The sequence below is a fragment of the Streptomyces sp. NBC_00341 genome, from assembly GCF_041435055.1.
Lineage (GTDB): Bacteria > Actinomycetota > Actinomycetes > Streptomycetales > Streptomycetaceae > Streptomyces.
Genome location: NZ_CP108002.1, coordinates 5,323,882 through 5,338,402 on the forward strand (window position 1 = coordinate 5,323,882; position 14,521 = coordinate 5,338,402).

General features: G+C 71.4%; 12 protein-coding genes. 1 reads left to right on the forward strand and 11 read right to left on the reverse strand.

Features of this window, described 5'->3' with window-relative positions:
- Positions 1-23 precede the first annotated feature (23 nt).
- The 7 genes from OG892_RS23990 to OG892_RS24020 all read right to left on the reverse strand — a co-directional run bounded on the left by OG892_RS23990 (position 24) and on the right by OG892_RS24020 (position 7,789).
- Positions 24-1,223 (reverse strand): serine hydrolase, encoded by a 1,200-nt coding sequence (locus OG892_RS23990; RefSeq protein WP_073733148.1) that lies wholly within the window; start codon positions 1,221-1,223, stop codon positions 24-26.
- 139 nt (positions 1,224-1,362) lie between these two features.
- The gene (locus OG892_RS23995; protein ID WP_073732731.1) at positions 1,363-1,812 is read right to left on the reverse strand and encodes a VOC family protein; all 450 of its coding nucleotides are present in this window, start codon (positions 1,810-1,812) and stop codon (positions 1,363-1,365) included.
- 65 nt (positions 1,813-1,877) lie between these two features.
- On the reverse strand, positions 1,878-2,537 hold the full coding sequence (locus OG892_RS24000; protein ID WP_371630256.1) for a class F sortase: 660 nt from the start codon (positions 2,535-2,537) through the stop codon (positions 1,878-1,880).
- The gene (locus OG892_RS24005; protein WP_371630257.1) at positions 2,534-4,000 is read right to left on the reverse strand and encodes a hypothetical protein; all 1,467 of its coding nucleotides are present in this window, start codon (positions 3,998-4,000) and stop codon (positions 2,534-2,536) included. The genes OG892_RS24000 and OG892_RS24005 overlap by 4 nt, the downstream gene beginning before the upstream one ends.
- Before the next feature lie 58 nt (positions 4,001-4,058).
- Positions 4,059-5,666, reverse strand: coding sequence for an FAD-dependent monooxygenase (locus tag OG892_RS24010; protein ID WP_371630258.1), 1,608 nt, complete (start codon positions 5,664-5,666; stop codon positions 4,059-4,061).
- 74 nt (positions 5,667-5,740) lie between these two features.
- Positions 5,741-6,766: an EamA family transporter RarD gene (rarD, locus tag OG892_RS24015; RefSeq protein WP_328865808.1), complete on the reverse strand. Its 1,026-nt coding sequence runs from the start codon at positions 6,764-6,766 to the stop codon at positions 5,741-5,743.
- 159 nt (positions 6,767-6,925) lie between these two features.
- Positions 6,926-7,789, reverse strand: a complete 864-nt coding sequence (locus tag OG892_RS24020; protein WP_371630259.1) for an SDR family oxidoreductase — start codon at positions 7,787-7,789, stop codon at positions 6,926-6,928.
- Positions 7,790-7,993: 204 nt separating this feature from the next.
- Between OG892_RS24020 and OG892_RS24025 the strand changes: the two genes are divergently transcribed.
- Positions 7,994-8,338 carry a helix-turn-helix domain-containing protein gene (locus OG892_RS24025; protein WP_073732725.1) on the forward strand — a complete coding sequence of 115 codons (345 nt, stop codon included), beginning with the start codon at positions 7,994-7,996 and terminating at the stop codon, positions 8,336-8,338.
- Positions 8,339-8,354: 16 nt separating this feature from the next.
- On the opposite strand, the gene OG892_RS24030 is transcribed toward OG892_RS24025, so the two are convergent.
- The 4 genes from OG892_RS24030 to OG892_RS24045 form a co-directional block, all read right to left on the reverse strand.
- On the reverse strand, positions 8,355-10,310 hold the full coding sequence (locus OG892_RS24030) for an APC family permease (RefSeq protein ID WP_371630260.1): 1,956 nt from the start codon (positions 10,308-10,310) through the stop codon (positions 8,355-8,357).
- A gap of 167 nt (positions 10,311-10,477) precedes the next feature.
- Positions 10,478-11,566 carry a 2-oxoacid:ferredoxin oxidoreductase subunit beta gene (locus tag OG892_RS24035; RefSeq protein WP_371630261.1) on the reverse strand — a complete coding sequence of 363 codons (1,089 nt, stop codon included), beginning with the start codon at positions 11,564-11,566 and terminating at the stop codon, positions 10,478-10,480.
- Positions 11,559-13,511: a 2-oxoacid:acceptor oxidoreductase subunit alpha gene (locus OG892_RS24040; RefSeq protein WP_371630262.1), complete on the reverse strand. Its 1,953-nt coding sequence runs from the start codon at positions 13,509-13,511 to the stop codon at positions 11,559-11,561. Before OG892_RS24040 ends, OG892_RS24035 begins: the two co-directional genes overlap by 8 nt.
- Before the next feature lie 272 nt (positions 13,512-13,783).
- Positions 13,784-14,443 carry a response regulator transcription factor gene (locus OG892_RS24045; RefSeq protein ID WP_073733147.1) on the reverse strand — a complete coding sequence of 220 codons (660 nt, stop codon included), beginning with the start codon at positions 14,441-14,443 and terminating at the stop codon, positions 13,784-13,786.
- Between the last annotated feature and the right edge of the window lie 78 nt (positions 14,444-14,521).

The window sequence follows — 14,521 nt, forward strand, 5'->3', positions numbered from 1 at the left end:
GCGGCTCCAGCGGGAGGGCGCGGCTAGCGGGTGACGACCGCGCCGTCGTAGACGTTGTCCGGGGTGACGATCCCGGTGATCGCGCGGGCGAGCACCGTGGACGGCTCCTGGCCGTCGCGCTGGCTGTCCGTATTGATCATGATGACCAGGGTGGCCTTCTGCGACGGCAGGTAGACGGTCACGGTCTCGTACCCCGGGATCGATCCGTTGTGCCCGATCCAGCCGTTGGTCTCGAAGATCCCGAGGCCGTAGCCGGTACCGGGGAAGCCCGTCGGCAGCGTCCTGAGCCGCTGCGCCTGGGTCCCGGGGCTGAGCAGGGTGCCGGTGGCGACGGTCTTCGCCCAGCTGCGCAGATCGTGCAGGTCCGAGATCATCGCCCCGGCCGCCCAGGCCCAGCTGGGGTTCCAGTCCGTGGCGTCCGCGGTGTCGCCGCTGAGCGTCTGGTCGGTGTAGCCGTGCGGATGCGGCTCGGGGAACTCCGCCCCCTTCGGGAACAGCGTGTGGCGCAGGCGGGCGGGGCGCAGTACCCGCTGGTGGATGAAGTCGGCGAGCCGCTGCCCGCTGACCTTCTCGATCACCAGGCCGAGCAGGACGAGATTGGTGTTGGAGTACTCGAACTGGGCCCCCGGCGCAAACGTGTTCGCGTGTCTGAAGCCGTACGCCAGCGTCTCGCGCGGGGTGAAGGTGCGATGCGGGTCGCTCAGCAGGGCGTGGACGAAGTCGGGGTCGGACGTGTACGGGAACAGCCCGCTGCGCATCTCAGCCAGTTGGCGCAGCGTGATCCGGCGGCCGCCCGGTACGCCGTGGATGTATCGGGAGATGGGGTCGTCCAGCCCGATCCGGTGGTCGTCCACGAGTTCGAGCAGGGCGGTGACGGTGAAGGTCTTGGTCTCGCTGCCGATCCGGAAGAAGGAGTCGGCGGCCATCGGCTTCCCGGTGGCGGTGTCGGCCGTACCGCTCGCGCGGACGTAGCTGCCCCTGCCCGGCATCCACAGTCCGACGACGGCGCCGGGGATGCCCGCCTGCTCGCGGACGTCCGCGATGGTTCTGTCCAGCCGGGCGGTGAGCGCGGGGCCGAGGCCGCCGGGCCGGCAGTCTGCCCTGTGGTGGCAGGCGGTGCCCGCAGCCTGGACGGCGGGAGTGGTGAACGCCGTCACCGGGGCCAGTGCGGACGCCACGAGCAGGGCTGCGGCGAGCAGACGGCGGGAGGGGGTACGTCGCATGCGGGGGCACCTCTTCGTGCGGAGGGAGGCGGACGGCATGAACATCACCACCCCGGCCCGCGGCGCAGACCCGATTCCCCTCCGGGTGGGGAGGAGTCCACTCATTTGGCGCCCGGCCGACGCCCCCGCCCGCTCGCGGTCACTGCACGCAGAACTCGTTCTCCTCCGGGTCGGTCATGACAGTCCACGTCCCGCCCGGTTCCGCGACCTCGCGGAGCACCTTCGCGCCCAGCCGCTCCAGGCGGGCCACCTCCGCGTCTCGGCGGTCCGGTCCGGCGTGCACGTCCAGGTGGAGGCGGTTCTTCACCGTCTTGGGCTCGGGGACGCGCTGGAACAGCAGACGGCGACCGCGGCCCGTGCCGCTCTCCGCCTCGTACGGGTCGTCCGGGTGCCGGGCCGCCGCCAGGTCGAGCCAGGCCTTGCGGCCGTGCGCGGTCGTCGTGATCGCTTCCGGTACGGCGCCGAGGCCCAGGAGGCGTTCCACCAGGGGGCTGTTGTCCTCGATCTCGTAGCCGAGGGCGGCGGCCCAGAAACCGGCCTGGGCGTGCGGGTCCGCGGCGTCGATGACGATCTTCCAGTCAAGGGGCATGGCGCCATTCTGGTGCAGCCGGGCCCGCCCCGTGGTCGAATCGGTGTTCGGGCGTGGCGGAGTCGTCAGCCCGGCCGGACCGACGCCAGCCGGGCGAAGGCGACCACGTTGGACTGGTAGCCGCCGGCGCTGCGGTCGTAGGCGCCGCCGCAGGTGAGCAGGCGGAGTTGGGCGTCGTTCGTCGGGCCGTAGACGCGGGTGCTGGGGAAGTCGCGCTTCTCGTACTCCTGGACCGCGTAGACGCGGAACGTCGCGATCCGGCGGTCCGCGCGGCGGACCTCCACGGCGGACCCGAGCGGCAGCGCGTCGAGTCCGGCGAAGGCGGCCGGGCCGGTCGCGGTGTCGACGTGGGCCACCACGATCGCGTTGCCCGGGGAGCCCGGCGGCACCCCGTCCCGGTACCAGCCGGCCAGGTTGCGGTCCGCCGGATCGGGCACGCCGAGCTTGCCCCGGCTGTCCAGGGTCAGGCCCACCAGGGGTGCGCTGACCCGGAGTCCGGGGATGTCGATGCGGACGGGGCGGGCGCCGGGGAGCGCGGTCGGCAGGGGAGCCGCCGCCGTGGGTGCGGGGCCGGACCGGGGGGCGGTCCCGCCGCCGGGCTCCGCGAGGGGGGAGCCCAGCAGCAGGACGAGCGCCGCCGCGGCGGCCGGGACCAGCCCGGCCGCCCGGGTCAGGCGCGGGAACGGTGCTCGGGGCAGCCGTTCCCGCAGGATGCGGGGGCTCAACCGCGTCGGCGCCGAGCCGCGCGGAGCCCGTGGACCGAGGCGGCGACGGCTGCCAGCAGCCCGGCCGCGCCGATCGCCAGGCCGGGGACGGAGAGGCCGTTGGAGCCGGTGCCGGAGCCGGTCAGGGCGGTGGAGCCGTCACCGGCGTCGACCGGGCCGCTCGGCAGGGGTGCGCCACCGTGGCCGCCGCCCCAGTGGCCGTTTCCGTGGCCGTTGCCGTGACCGCCGCCGGGCGGGGTGGGCCTGGGGTGGTGGGGGTGGCTGGGGGACGGTGACGGGCTGGGGCGCGTGCCGGCGGAGGTGATCCGGCTGTGGTCCGTGGCGCTCACGCCCGTGCGCACCGGGCCGTCGGTGCCGTCGACGGTGACGGTCAGCTCGGTCGTCACGTCGAGCCGCCCGGCCGGCGCGCCCTCGGCCGCGGCCAGGGTGAACGCGGCCCCGGCCTTTCCGCCCGGTTCCAGCGTGCCGCCCGCCCGGAGGTTGGTCCGCAGTTCGCCGGTGAGCGACCCGTCCGTCTCCTGGGTCAGCGGGACCGCGGAGCCCTCGGACATGACGGTCAGCTGGTCCGGCTTCAGACCGGCCGGGCCCTTGAGCGTCAGACGCGTGCCGATGCCCTGGTACTCGGGGCCGTCCGCCGGATCGGTGTAGGAGACGTCGGCCGGCCGGGGGCCGTCGCCCGCCTTGATCCGCTCCGGGACGGTGAGCGCCGCCGACGCCCGGCCGGTGACGGCGAAGTCCCAGGTGGTGCCCTGGGCGGTGATGTTGTCGACGTAGGTGTTCAGCGTGCCGTTCGGGTCACCGAGCCGGCCGATGTTGGCGATCACCCCGTACGCCCCCTCGCACGCCGTGACGAAGTGCGACAGCGGGGCGTCCCCGCCCGCCGGGATGCCCGCCACGGCGCGCGAGGTCCGCATCACGGAGTCGTCGGTGAGCCGGTACTTCTGCCAGGTGTCCGGCTTCAGTGCCGCGCCCTGCGCGTCGGTGTTGTTGCCGGGTTCGAACGACAGGGTGGTGAAGCCCCCGCAGGACGCCGGGAACTGCAGGTTGGCGCCGATATCGGTGACGCTGGAGCCCTCCGACGCCGTGTACGCCCAGTACGAGACGCCCGCGTCCAGCAGCGGCCGCATCGGCACCGGTGTCCACGTCGCGTTGAAGTAGTGCGCGGCCTGGGCCTGTTGCCCGGCCGCGATGGCGAGGCGCAGGCTGCCGTTCAGGTGGACCGGGTCGGGCTTCGGCGAGATCTCCTGGACCCCCGGCTCCCGGTCCGGGGTCGTCTCCTGGAGGCGGAGCCAGGGACCGGCGGGGCCGAGCCCGTCCTGATGAACGGTCCGCACGGTGTCGTCCGCGACTGCGGTGGGAGCGATTCCGCAGGCGAGGACGGACACGGCGGACAGGGCGGCGGTGGCGGTCGCGGTGCGCAGGAGCGTGCGGGACGTCCCGGGAGCGCGCAGGAGTCGGGTCATAAGATGTGAGGAAAATATAAGCAGCGGGTCATCAGGGGGATGACCCGCTGCGACGCGCTCAAGCTCGCTCCAATGCCCCACCCCTCAGGTACGCGGCGACGGCCCGGTGGTCCCCGTCCGGGGCGATCAGCCCCACGTGGTTGTCCGGGCGGATCAGTACCAGGACGTCCTCGTCCGGCCCGATGCCGTACGCCGAGCGGGCCCGGCCGGCGTCGTCGGCCAGCGCGCCGTGCGAAGCGCCCCCGGCGGCGGCCCCGTTCGCCTCCGCCACCACTCCGTTCACCACTCCGTTCGCCCCGGTCACCGCGTACGCCCGCAGTTCGCCGTCGTGTGCCGAGGCCGCCGCCCGCAGGGCCTGGGCGGTGCCGGGGCCGAAGCCGAGCAGGGTGAAGTGCGGTCCGGCGAAGGCCTCGAACAGCCGGCGGGGAGCTCCGGTGGCGGCGTCGGTGCAGGGCGCGTCCGGCGCGCGGTCGCCCGCGCGCAGCCGGGCGGTGGAGCCCCCGTGCGCCAGGGAGCTCCAGTGGTAGCCGTCACCCAGGCCGTAGGTCTGCGGGGTGATCGCCGAGTCCAGGCCGCCGCCCGGCTCCTTGATCGCCTCCAGCGTGGCCCGCAGCCGTTCCGCGGTGATGTCCAGGGTCCTGGCGGCGATCGGCAGCCGCTCCTCCTCGTAGGTGTCCAGCAGTTCGGGCGGCGCCTGCCCGGTGGCGGTCCTGGCGAGCTTCCAGCCCAGGTTGTACGCGTCCTGGATGCCGGTGTTCATGCCCAGGCCGCCCGCGATGGAGTGCACGTGCGCGGCATCCCCGGCCAGGAACACCCGGCCCACCCGGTAGCGGTCCGCCAGACGCTCGTTGAACCGGTAGGAGGAGAGGAGCGTGGCCCGCGTGAGGAGTTCGCCGGGCAGCCGGGCGTGCTTGGCGAAGAGCCGTTGGAAGCCGGCCGGCGACGGGGGTAGGGGGCGGCCTGCGGCGTCCGTCTCGGGGGAGGCCTGGAACCACCAGCCGGAGCGGGTGCCGGGGATCGGGCAGAGCATCACGCCGCCGTCCTCGTCGAACCACTGGTGCCACATGCCCCGGTCAGGGCCCGTCACCTCGACGTCGCCGCAGACCATCGTCTGTTCCTCGTCCGTGCTGCCCTCGAACGGGACGCCGAGGAGCTTGCGCACCGCGCTGTGGCCGCCGTCGCAGCCCACCACGTACCGGGCCGCGATCTCCCGGCCGCCGGTCAGGGACGCCGTCACGGTGTCGTCGTCCTGGGTCAGCCCCGTGAGCTCGGCGTCGAGTTCGACCCGTACGCCGCACTCCGCGAGCCGGGCGCGCAGGATCTCCTCCAGCCGCCATTGGGCGATCAGCCAGGGCCGCTCGAAGGGGGCGTCCGGTGTCGGGCGGGCCGCCGCGTACGGGTCGGTGTCCGCGATCACCTCTCCGGCGCGGTACTTGCGCATCGGCAGCGGCGCCGATCCGGCGGCCAGCACCTGATCGATGACGCCGAGGTCCTCAAGGACCTCCAGTGAGCGCGGGTTGGGGCCCTTGGCCCGCGAACTGCGCGGGAACTGCGGGGACTTGTCGATGATCCGGATGCCGATGTCCCGCCGGGCCAGATCGATGGCCAGGGTCAGGCCGGTCGGCCCGGATCCCACGATCAGCACGGTGCTCGTGGACTTGGGCATGCGCACTCCTCGGTTGCCGTTTCCGTTGGGCTCCATGGAAACGTAACCAAGTTAAAAAAGCAACCAAGTAACGATTATGGGATACGGGTCATGGCGTCGGGGTCGTCACCGCGGACGAGTGCGGACGGGGACGGGGACGGGGCGGAACCGGAACCGTCCGGGGCGGGCCTCGCCTGCTTCGCCGCCGCCTCCCGCGCGGCCAGCGCCCGCACCCTCGTACGCCGCGACGTCCGCAGCGCGTCCCAGGTCAGCAGGGTGAGCGCCACCCAGACGAGGCCGAATCCGGCCCACCGCTCGGGCGGCATCGCCTCGTGGAAGTACACGATTCCCAGGATGAACTGGAAGACCGGCGCCAGGTACTGCAGCAGGCCGAGCGTCGAGAGGGGTACGCGGATCGCCGCCGCCCCGAACAGGATCAGCGGTCCCGCCGTCACCACTCCGGTCGAGGCGAGCAGCGCGCCGTGGCCGATGCCCCCGGAGAGGAACGTCGACTCGCCCCGCGCGCCCAGCCACAGCAGGTAGCCGAGCGCGGGCACGAACACCACCGCCGTCTCGGCCGCGAGCGACTCCAGGCCGCCCATGTTGACCTTCTTCTTCATCAGGCCGTACGTCGCGAAGGAGAACGCCAGGACCAGCGAGATCCACGGCGGCTGCCCGTACCCGACCGCCAGGACGAGCACGGAGGCCACGCCCGTGCCGACCGCCACCCACTGCACGGGGCGCAGCCGTTCGCCCAGGAGCAGGACGCCCATGGCGATGGTGACCAGCGGGTTGATGAAGTAGCCGAGCGAGGCCTCGACGACGTGGCCGTGGTTCACGGACCAGATGTACAGGCCCCAGTTGATGCTTATCACCACTGCGGCGACGGTGATCAGCGCCAGCTTCCGGGGCTGCCGCAGCAGTTCCCCGATCCAGGACCAGCGGCGCAGTGCGAGGAGTGCGATGCCGACGACGCCGAGGGACCAGACCATGCGGTGGGCGAGGATCTCGACCGCGCCGGACGGCTTCAGCAGCGGCCAGAAGAGCGGGACCAGACCCCACAGTCCGTAGGCGGCGAATCCGGACAACAGCCCGGCCCGCTGTTCGTTCGTCCCCTTCACGGGCCCTCCCGGCAGATGTGCGTCGACGCTTCGTCGGCCAGACGAAGGTAGCGCCGACCGGGCCCGGTGTCATTGCCGTATCGCCAGACGGTCATGACACCGGGCCCGGGGGCGCTGTCTTCCGCTCCTGCCGCCCGTTCCCGCTTGCCGGGGGATGGGCTACCGCTGGGCGGCTACCGCCTCCGTGACGGTGTCCGCGAGCGGGGTGGTCGGGCGGCCGATCAGCCGGGCCAGGTCGCCGCTGGTGCCGGCGAGGCGCCCGCGCCGTACCGCCTCGTCCACGTCCACCAGGATCGCGGCGAAGTCGGCCGGCAGACCGGCGCCGACCAGGATCTCCTGGTGCGCGGCGGCCGGGACGTCGTTGTGGACGATCTCCTGGCCGGAGGCCCTTGCCACCTCGGCGGCGTACTCGTCGAACGACCAGGCGACGTCGCCGCTCAGCTCGTAGGCCTTGTTCAGGTGGCCCTCGCCGGTCAGTACGGCGGCGGCCGCCGCGGCGTAGTCGGCCCGGGTGGCGGAGGCGATCCTGCCGTCGCCCGCGTTGGCCACGACGGCGCCGTGGGCCAGGACGGGGGCCAGGTTCGCCGTGTAGTTCTCGGTGTACCAGCCGTTGCGCAGGAAGGTGTACGGCAGGCCGGAGTCGAGGATCAGCTGCTCGGTCACCTTGTGCTCGTCGGCCAGCAGGAAGTCCGCGTCCGGGCCGGCCAGGATGCCGGTGTACGCGAGCTGCGCCACGCCCGCCGCCTTGGCCGCGTCGATGACGGCGGCGTGCTGCGCGACGCGGCTGCCGACCTCGCTGCCGGAGATCAGCAGGACCCGGTCACCGGCCCGGAAGGCGCCGTCCAGGGTCTCCGGCCGGCTGTAGTCCGCGATCCGGAGCTCGACGCCGAGGGCGGCGATCGCGGCGGCCTTCTCCTTGTTCCGGACGACGGCTGCGATCCCGGCGGCGGGCGTGGTGGTCAGCAGCTGGTCGATGACGAGGCGGCCGAGCTCCCCGGTGGCTCCGGTGACGACGATGCTCATGGGTTTTGCTCCTCTTTAGGTGCTCATGTTCCGTTCGTTCGTTCTGCTACTCACCATAGAGATAGCGCTAACTAAAAGAAAGTACGCACTTTGAAGTAAGGTACTGGTATGAGCGTAAGCAGCGTAAGCAGCGTGAGCAGTGTGAGGGACGCGGTTTCCGCAGCACCGCGGCAGGGTGGGCCGGGCCCCGACGTACGGGAGCCGATGTGCCCGTCCCGGGTGGTGCTCGAACACGTCACCAGCCGCTGGGGGGTCCTGGTGCTCGCCGCCCTGCTGGAGCGCTCGTACCGCTTCAGCGAGCTGCGCCGCGAGGTCGGCGGGGTCAGCGAGAAGATGCTGTCGCAGACGCTCCGGACGCTGGAGCGGGACGGCTTCGTGGACCGGGACGCCAAGCCGGTCATCCCGCCCCGGGTGGACTACACGCTCACCGCGATGGGCCGGGAGGCCGCCGAGCAGGTGTGGGGCCTGGCCCGCTGGTCGGAGCGGCAGCTGGACGCGGTGGACGCGGCGCGCACGGCGTACGACGCGAGCGCCCGGGGTTCCGGCTGAACCGCGCGCCGGGCGGTCAGCCCGTACGGGGCCGGTGCCGCTCCTCCATCGCCCGCAGCGCCCGTGAGACGTCGAACGGCAGGATCGTCACCACCACGTGCGGCAGCTGCGTCAGCGTTTTGCCCATCTTCTCGCCGGTGCCCCGGTGCAGCAGCTTGCCGAGCGCGTTGCTGTACATCCGCCGGGGCACCAGGACCGTCAGCCAGGTCTCCCCGTCCTCCGTGCTGCGGTAGGCGAGCTCCTTCATCGCGTGGCGCAGCCGCCGGTCCGGGCACGCCACTAGCTCCAGCGGGACGGCGGTGGCGGACGTCGCCTCCCAGCGGGCGGCCAGCCGTCCGGCGTACGCCTCGTCGATCGAGAAGTGCACCGCCCGGATCTCGTCGGGCCGCAGCTCATGGGCGTACCGCAGAGCCGTCAGCGTCGCCAGGTCGAGCGCCTCGACCAGCACCAGGACCAGATGGCGGCTGTACACCGCCCGGTCCGCGCCCGGGGCCTGGATGCCCTGGAGCGCGGCGGCCTCGCGCCGGTACTCGCGGTTGATCCGGGTCAGCGTCCACACCCCCAGCGGGAAGATCACCACGACCAGCCAGGCGCCCTCGGTGAACTTGGTGACCGCGAAGATCAGCACGACCGCGGCGGAGGTGACCGCCGCGAGCGCGTTGAGCGTGATCTTCGCCCTGCGGTAGCGGTCCCGGCGCCGCAGGTGGTAGACGGTGAGCCCGGCCCCCGCCATGGTGAACGCGGTGAACACGCCGATCGCGTACAGCGCCACCAGCTTGTCCACACTGGCGCCGGTCACCAGGAGCAGCGCCAGCGAGACGACGGTCAGCGCGATGATGCCGTTGGAGAACGCGAGACGGTGCCCGCGCCGGGTCAGCACCCGTGGCAGGAACCGGTCCTCCGCGACGAAGCTGGCCAGGTAGGGGAAGCCGGTGAACGGGGTGTTGGCGCCCGTGTAGAGGACCAGCGCCGTCGCCAGCTGCACGAAGACCAGCCCGGCCGTGCCGAGGAGGCCGCCGCCGAAGGCGAGATGGGCCTCCTGCGCGATGACGGTCGGCGTGCCGTCCGTGTACGGGACGGCATGGGTGAAGTGGGCCAGCGTCGAGACCCCGAGCACAAGGACGCCCAGGATCACGCTCATCGTGATCAGCGTGCGCCGCGCGTTGCGGCCCTGGGGCTCGCGGAACGCGGAGATGCCGTTGGAGATCGCCTCCAGCCCGGTGAGCGACGAGCCGCCGTTGGCGAACGAGCGCAGCACGATGAAGAGCGAGGCCCCGTACAGCCAGCCGTCGCCCGGGGTGCCGAGCGGCACGACCCCGGCGGCGTGCAGATCGGCGTGCGGCAGCCCGCCGGTGAGCCCGCGCAGCGCGGCGGCGAGCAGGACCAGCCCGACGGCGGCCATGAAGAGGTAGGCGGGCAGCGCGAAGAGCCGGCCCGCCTCCCGGACCCCGCGCAGGTTCCCGTACGCGAGGAGCACGATCACCGCGACGGAGACCGGCAGCTGGAGATGGTCCAGGCCGGTGAACTCGTCGCCCGCCAGATGGGCGAGCGAGATGAGGGCGTTGGTGCCGGCCGAGACCTGTACGGCGACGGTGACGATGTAGTCGACGAGCAGCGCCACGGCGGCGATCTGCGCGACGTTCGGCCCGAAGTTCTCCCGGGCGACGACGTACGAGCCGCCCGCCCGGGTGTAGATCGTCACCACATCGCTGTAACAGAGCGTCAGCAGCAGCAGTACCAGCAGGATCGCGAAGGTCACCGGCATCAGCAGCGTGAACGCGGCGGCGCCGACGACCGGCACCAGGACCCGGAGCATCTCCTCGGAGCCGTACGCGGACGAACTGATGCAGTCGGAGGCCAGCACCCCGAGCGCCGTCCGGTTGCTCAGCTTTTCGTCGCTGATGTGCTCCGTGGTCAGCGGCTTGCCGAGCAGGCGTGTCTTGACGCGGTACACCGGACGGTCCAGGGTCATGGCCACATGGTGCGCGGACGGAGGCCGGGACCCCGTCCGCAATCGCCGCACGCCCCGCAAAGACAGCCCGTTCGGCAACGCGACGCGACCCCCGGGAGAGGTTCCTCCGGGGGTCGCGTCGCGTTGCGTTGCCGAACGGGTGGCCGGCGGCGCTTCCTGCGAATTGCCTAGCCGACCACGGTCCAGTTGTCGTTGCCCGCGAGCAGCGCGCCCAGGTCGCCCTTGCCGTTCTGCTCGACGGCGGTGTCCAGCTGTTCGGCCATCTGGGTGTCGTAGACCTGCCGTTCGACGCTGCGCAGCACTCCGATCGGGGTGTGGTGCAGCGTGTCCGCGTCCGCCAGCCGGGACAGCGCGAACGCGGTGTTGGGGCTGGCGGCGTGTGCGTCGTGGACCAGGATCCGCGAACGGTTCTCCTCGGTGACCGCGACCACCGACAGATCACCCGTCAGCGAGTCCCGTACGACGCCCTTGGCGTTGTCGGTGCCGAAGACGATCGGCTGCCCGTGCTCCAGCCGGATCACGGCCTCCTGGGCCTGCTCGCGGTCCTTGAGGACCTCGAAGGCGCCGTCGTTGAAGATGTTGCAGTTCTGGTAGATCTCCACCAGTGCCGTGCCGGGGTGGTCGGCCGCCGCCCGCAGCACGCTGGTCAGGTGCTTGCGGTCGGAGTCGACCGTACGGGCGACGAAGGACGCCTCCGCGCCGATGGCCAGCGACAGCGGGTTGAAGGGGGCGTCCAGCGAGCCCATCGGGGTCGATTTGGTGATCTTCCCGACCTCGGAGGTGGGGGAGTACTGGCCCTTGGTGAGTCCGTAGATCCGGTTGTTGAAGAGGAGGATCTTCAGGTTCACGTTGCGGCGCAGGGCGTGGATGAGGTGGTTGCCGCCGATGGACAGCGCGTCGCCGTCACCGGTGACCACCCAGACGCTCAGATCCCGCCGGGAGGAGGCGAGCCCGGTCGCGATGGCCGGGGCCCGGCCGTGGATCGAGTGCATCCCGTAGGTGTTCATGTAATAGGGGAAGCGGGAGGAGCAGCCGATGCCGGAGACGAAGACGATGTTCTCCTTCGCCAGCCCCAGCTCGGGCATGAAGCCCTGCACGGCGGCGAGGACCGCGTAGTCGCCGCAGCCGGGACACCAGCGCACTTCCTGGTCGGACTTGAAGTCCTTCATGGACTGCTTGGCCTCTGACTTCGGCACCAGCTGAAGGAGCTCGTTGATCTCGGCCCCGGGCTGCAGGAGCTCGTTGGTCTCAGGCATCGATGGCCTCCTTGAGGGCCGTCGCGAGCTGCTCGGCCTTGAACGGCATGCCGTTGACCTGGTTGTAACTGTGCGCGTCCACCAGGTACTTGGCCCGGATGAGGGTGGCCAGCTGTCCCAGGTTCATCTCCGGGACGACCACCTTGTCGTAACGCCTCAGCACCTCGCCGAGATTCCTCGGGAACGGATTGATGTGGCGCAGATGTGCCTGGGCGATGGGCTCTCCGGCGGCGCGCAGCCGCCGGACGGCGGCGGTGATGGGGCCGTACGTGGAGCCCCAGCCCAGGACCAGCGTCCGGGCTTCCGTGGGGTCGTCGACCTCCACGTCCGGGACCTGGATGCCGTCGATCTTGGCCTGCCGGGTGCGGACCATGAAGTCGTGGTTGGCCGGGTCGTAGGAGATGTTCCCGGTGCCGTCCTGCTTCTCGATGCCGCCGATGCGGTGTTCGAGGCCGGGGGTGCCGGGGACCGCCCAGGGGCGGGCCAGGGTCTGCGGGTCGCGCTTGTACGGCCAGAAGACCTCGGTGCCGTCGGCCAGCTCGTGGTTGGGGCCGTGGGCGAACTGGACGCGCAGGTCCGGGAGCCCGTCCACCTCGGGGATGCGCCAGGGCTCGGAGCCGTTGGCGAGGTACCCGTCGGAGAGCAGGAAGACCGGGGTGCGGTAGGTCAGCGCGATCCGGGCCGCGTCGAGCGCCGCGTCGAAGCAGTCCGCCGGCGTCCTGGGGGCGACGATCGGGACCGGGGCCTCGCCGTTGCGCCCGTACATCGCCTGGAGCAGGTCGGCCTGCTCCGTCTTGGTGGGCAGTCCGGTGGAGGGGCCGCCGCGCTGGATGTCGATGATCAGCAGCGGCAGTTCCAGGGAGACGGCGAGCCCGATGGTCTCCGACTTCAGCGCCACACCCGGCCCCGAGGTGGTCGTCACCCCGAGCGCACCGCCGAACGCGGCGCCCAGCGCGGCACCGATGCCCGCGATCTCGTCCTCGGCCTGGAAGGTGCGCACGCCGAAGTTCTTGTGCTTCGACAGCTCGTGCAGGATGTCGGAGGCCGGGGTGATGGGGTACGAGCCCAGGTAGACCGGCAGGTCCGCCTGCCGGCCTGCGGCGATCAGCCCGTAGGACAGCGCGAGGTTCCCCGAGATGTTGCGGTACGTACCGGTGGGGAAGGCCTGGGTGGCCGGGGCCACCTCGTAGCTGACCGCGAAGTCCTCCGTGGTCTCGCCGAAGTTCCACCCCGCCCGGAACGCCGTCACGTTCGCCTCGGCGATCTGCGGCTTCTTCGCGAACTTGGCCCGCAGGAACGTCTCCGTCCCCTCGGTCGGCCGGTGGTACATCCAGGACAGCAGCCCGAGCGCGAACATGTTCTTGGAGCGCTCGGCCTCCTTGCGGGGGAGTCCGAAGTCCTTCAGCGCCTCGATGGTGAGGGTGGTCAGCGGCACCGGGTGGACGTTGTACGCCTCCAGCGAGCCGTCCTCCAGCGGATTTGTCTGATATCCGACCTTGGCCATCGGGCGTTTGGTGAACTCGTCGGTGTTCACGATGATTTCCGCGCCGCGCGGCACATCCGCGATATTGGCCTTCAGCGCGGCCGGATTCATCGCGACCAGCACGTTGGGCGCGTCGCCCGGAGTCAGGATGTCGTGGTCCGCGAAATGCAGCTGGAACGACGAAACCCCGGGCAGCGTCCCTGCGGGAGCCCGGATCTCGGCGGGGAAGTTCGGCAGGGTGGAGAGGTCGTTCCCGAAGGAAGCGGTCTCCGAGGTGAACCGGTCACCCGTGAGCTGCATACCGTCACCGGAGTCACCCGCGAAACGGATGATCACCCGGTCCAGACGGCGGATCTCTTTGTCACCGTTGTCTGTTGCGGACTGGGGGGCACGCTGTCCCCCCACGAGCGCCTCACTGGCCTCATCGGCCTGTTCGGCGGGGCTACTGACCTGGCTGGTCACTTACTGGACCTCCCTCGGCGCGGTGGCTCGGAACCATCCGGCCCGCCGGCGGTCCCAGGCTCCACCCTACGTCTGTAAGGGTCGCCTTCCTCTGGCCGATCATAAGTTGGACGGCATTTTGAGACGCCTGTCCGGCGCCGCCCCGCCATGATTCATCAGCCACCCGGATCCCCGTCGGACCCTCACTGGAGAGGGCGTGGAGCGAGTCGCGCGTTCCCGGCCCGGCGGTCGGACGCGGCGTCGGAACCGCCGGGAGTGCAGCGGGGAAACCGTCAGGAGTTCAGATAGGTCAGCACGGCCAGCACCCGCCGGTGGTCGCCGTCACTGGGGGACAGCCCGAGCTTCTGGAAGATGTTGCTGACGTGCTTCTCCACCGCGCCATCGCTCACGACCAGCTGTTTCGCCACCGCGGAGTTGGTCCGCCCCTCCGCCATCAGGCCGAGGACCTCGCGCTCACGGGGCGTCAGCCCGGCCAGCACGTCCTGCTTGCGGCTCCGGCCCAGCAGCTGCGCGACGACCTCCGGGTCCAGCGCCGTACCGCCCTGCGCCACCCGGACCACCGCGTCCACGAACTCCCGCACCTCGGCGACCCGGTCCTTCAGCAGATATCCCACGCCCCGGCTGGATCCGGCCAGCAACTCGGTGGCGTACTGCTCCTCTACATACTGCGAAAGGACCAGTACCCCCATGCCCGGGTACTCCTTTCGGAGCCGTACCGCGGCCCGCACGCCCTCGTCCGTGTGGGTCGGCGGCATCCGCACGTCCGCGACCACCACATCGGGCAGCGCGTCCTGCCCGGCGAGGTCGCCCACCGTCTTGATCAGCGCCTCGGCGTCCCCGACCCCCGCCACGACGTCATGACCGAGATCGGTCAGCAGCCGGGTGAGTCCCTCCCGGAGCAGTACCGAATCCTCGGCGATGACTACCCGCACCCTGTCCTCCACCACGACGTCTGTTCCCCCACCACTCGCTGTTCCCGCCCGGATGCCGTTCGGCATCCAGCATCCCAG

What these genes read in the sequence shown, in the direction of transcription:
- OG892_RS24020 (WP_371630259.1), bottom strand. Translation starts at nt 7,789, where the DNA reads ATGAGCATCGTCGTCACCGGAGCCACCGGGGAGCTCGGCCGCCTCGTC.
- OG892_RS24025 (WP_073732725.1), top strand. Translation starts at nt 7,994, where the DNA reads ATGTGCCCGTCCCGGGTGGTGCTCGAACACGTCACCAGCCGCTGGGGG.
- OG892_RS23995 (WP_073732731.1), bottom strand. Translation starts at nt 1,812, where the DNA reads ATGCCCCTTGACTGGAAGATCGTCATCGACGCCGCGGACCCGCACGCC.
- OG892_RS23990 (WP_073733148.1), bottom strand. Translation starts at nt 1,223, where the DNA reads ATGCGACGTACCCCCTCCCGCCGTCTGCTCGCCGCAGCCCTGCTCGTG.
- OG892_RS24010 (WP_371630258.1), bottom strand. Translation starts at nt 5,666, where the DNA reads ATGCCCAAGTCCACGAGCACCGTGCTGATCGTGGGATCCGGGCCGACC.
- OG892_RS24005 (WP_371630257.1), bottom strand. Translation starts at nt 4,000, where the DNA reads ATGACCCGACTCCTGCGCGCTCCCGGGACGTCCCGCACGCTCCTGCGC.
- OG892_RS24035 (WP_371630261.1), bottom strand. Translation starts at nt 11,566, where the DNA reads ATGCCTGAGACCAACGAGCTCCTGCAGCCCGGGGCCGAGATCAACGAG.
- OG892_RS24030 (WP_371630260.1), bottom strand. Translation starts at nt 10,310, where the DNA reads ATGACCCTGGACCGTCCGGTGTACCGCGTCAAGACACGCCTGCTCGGC.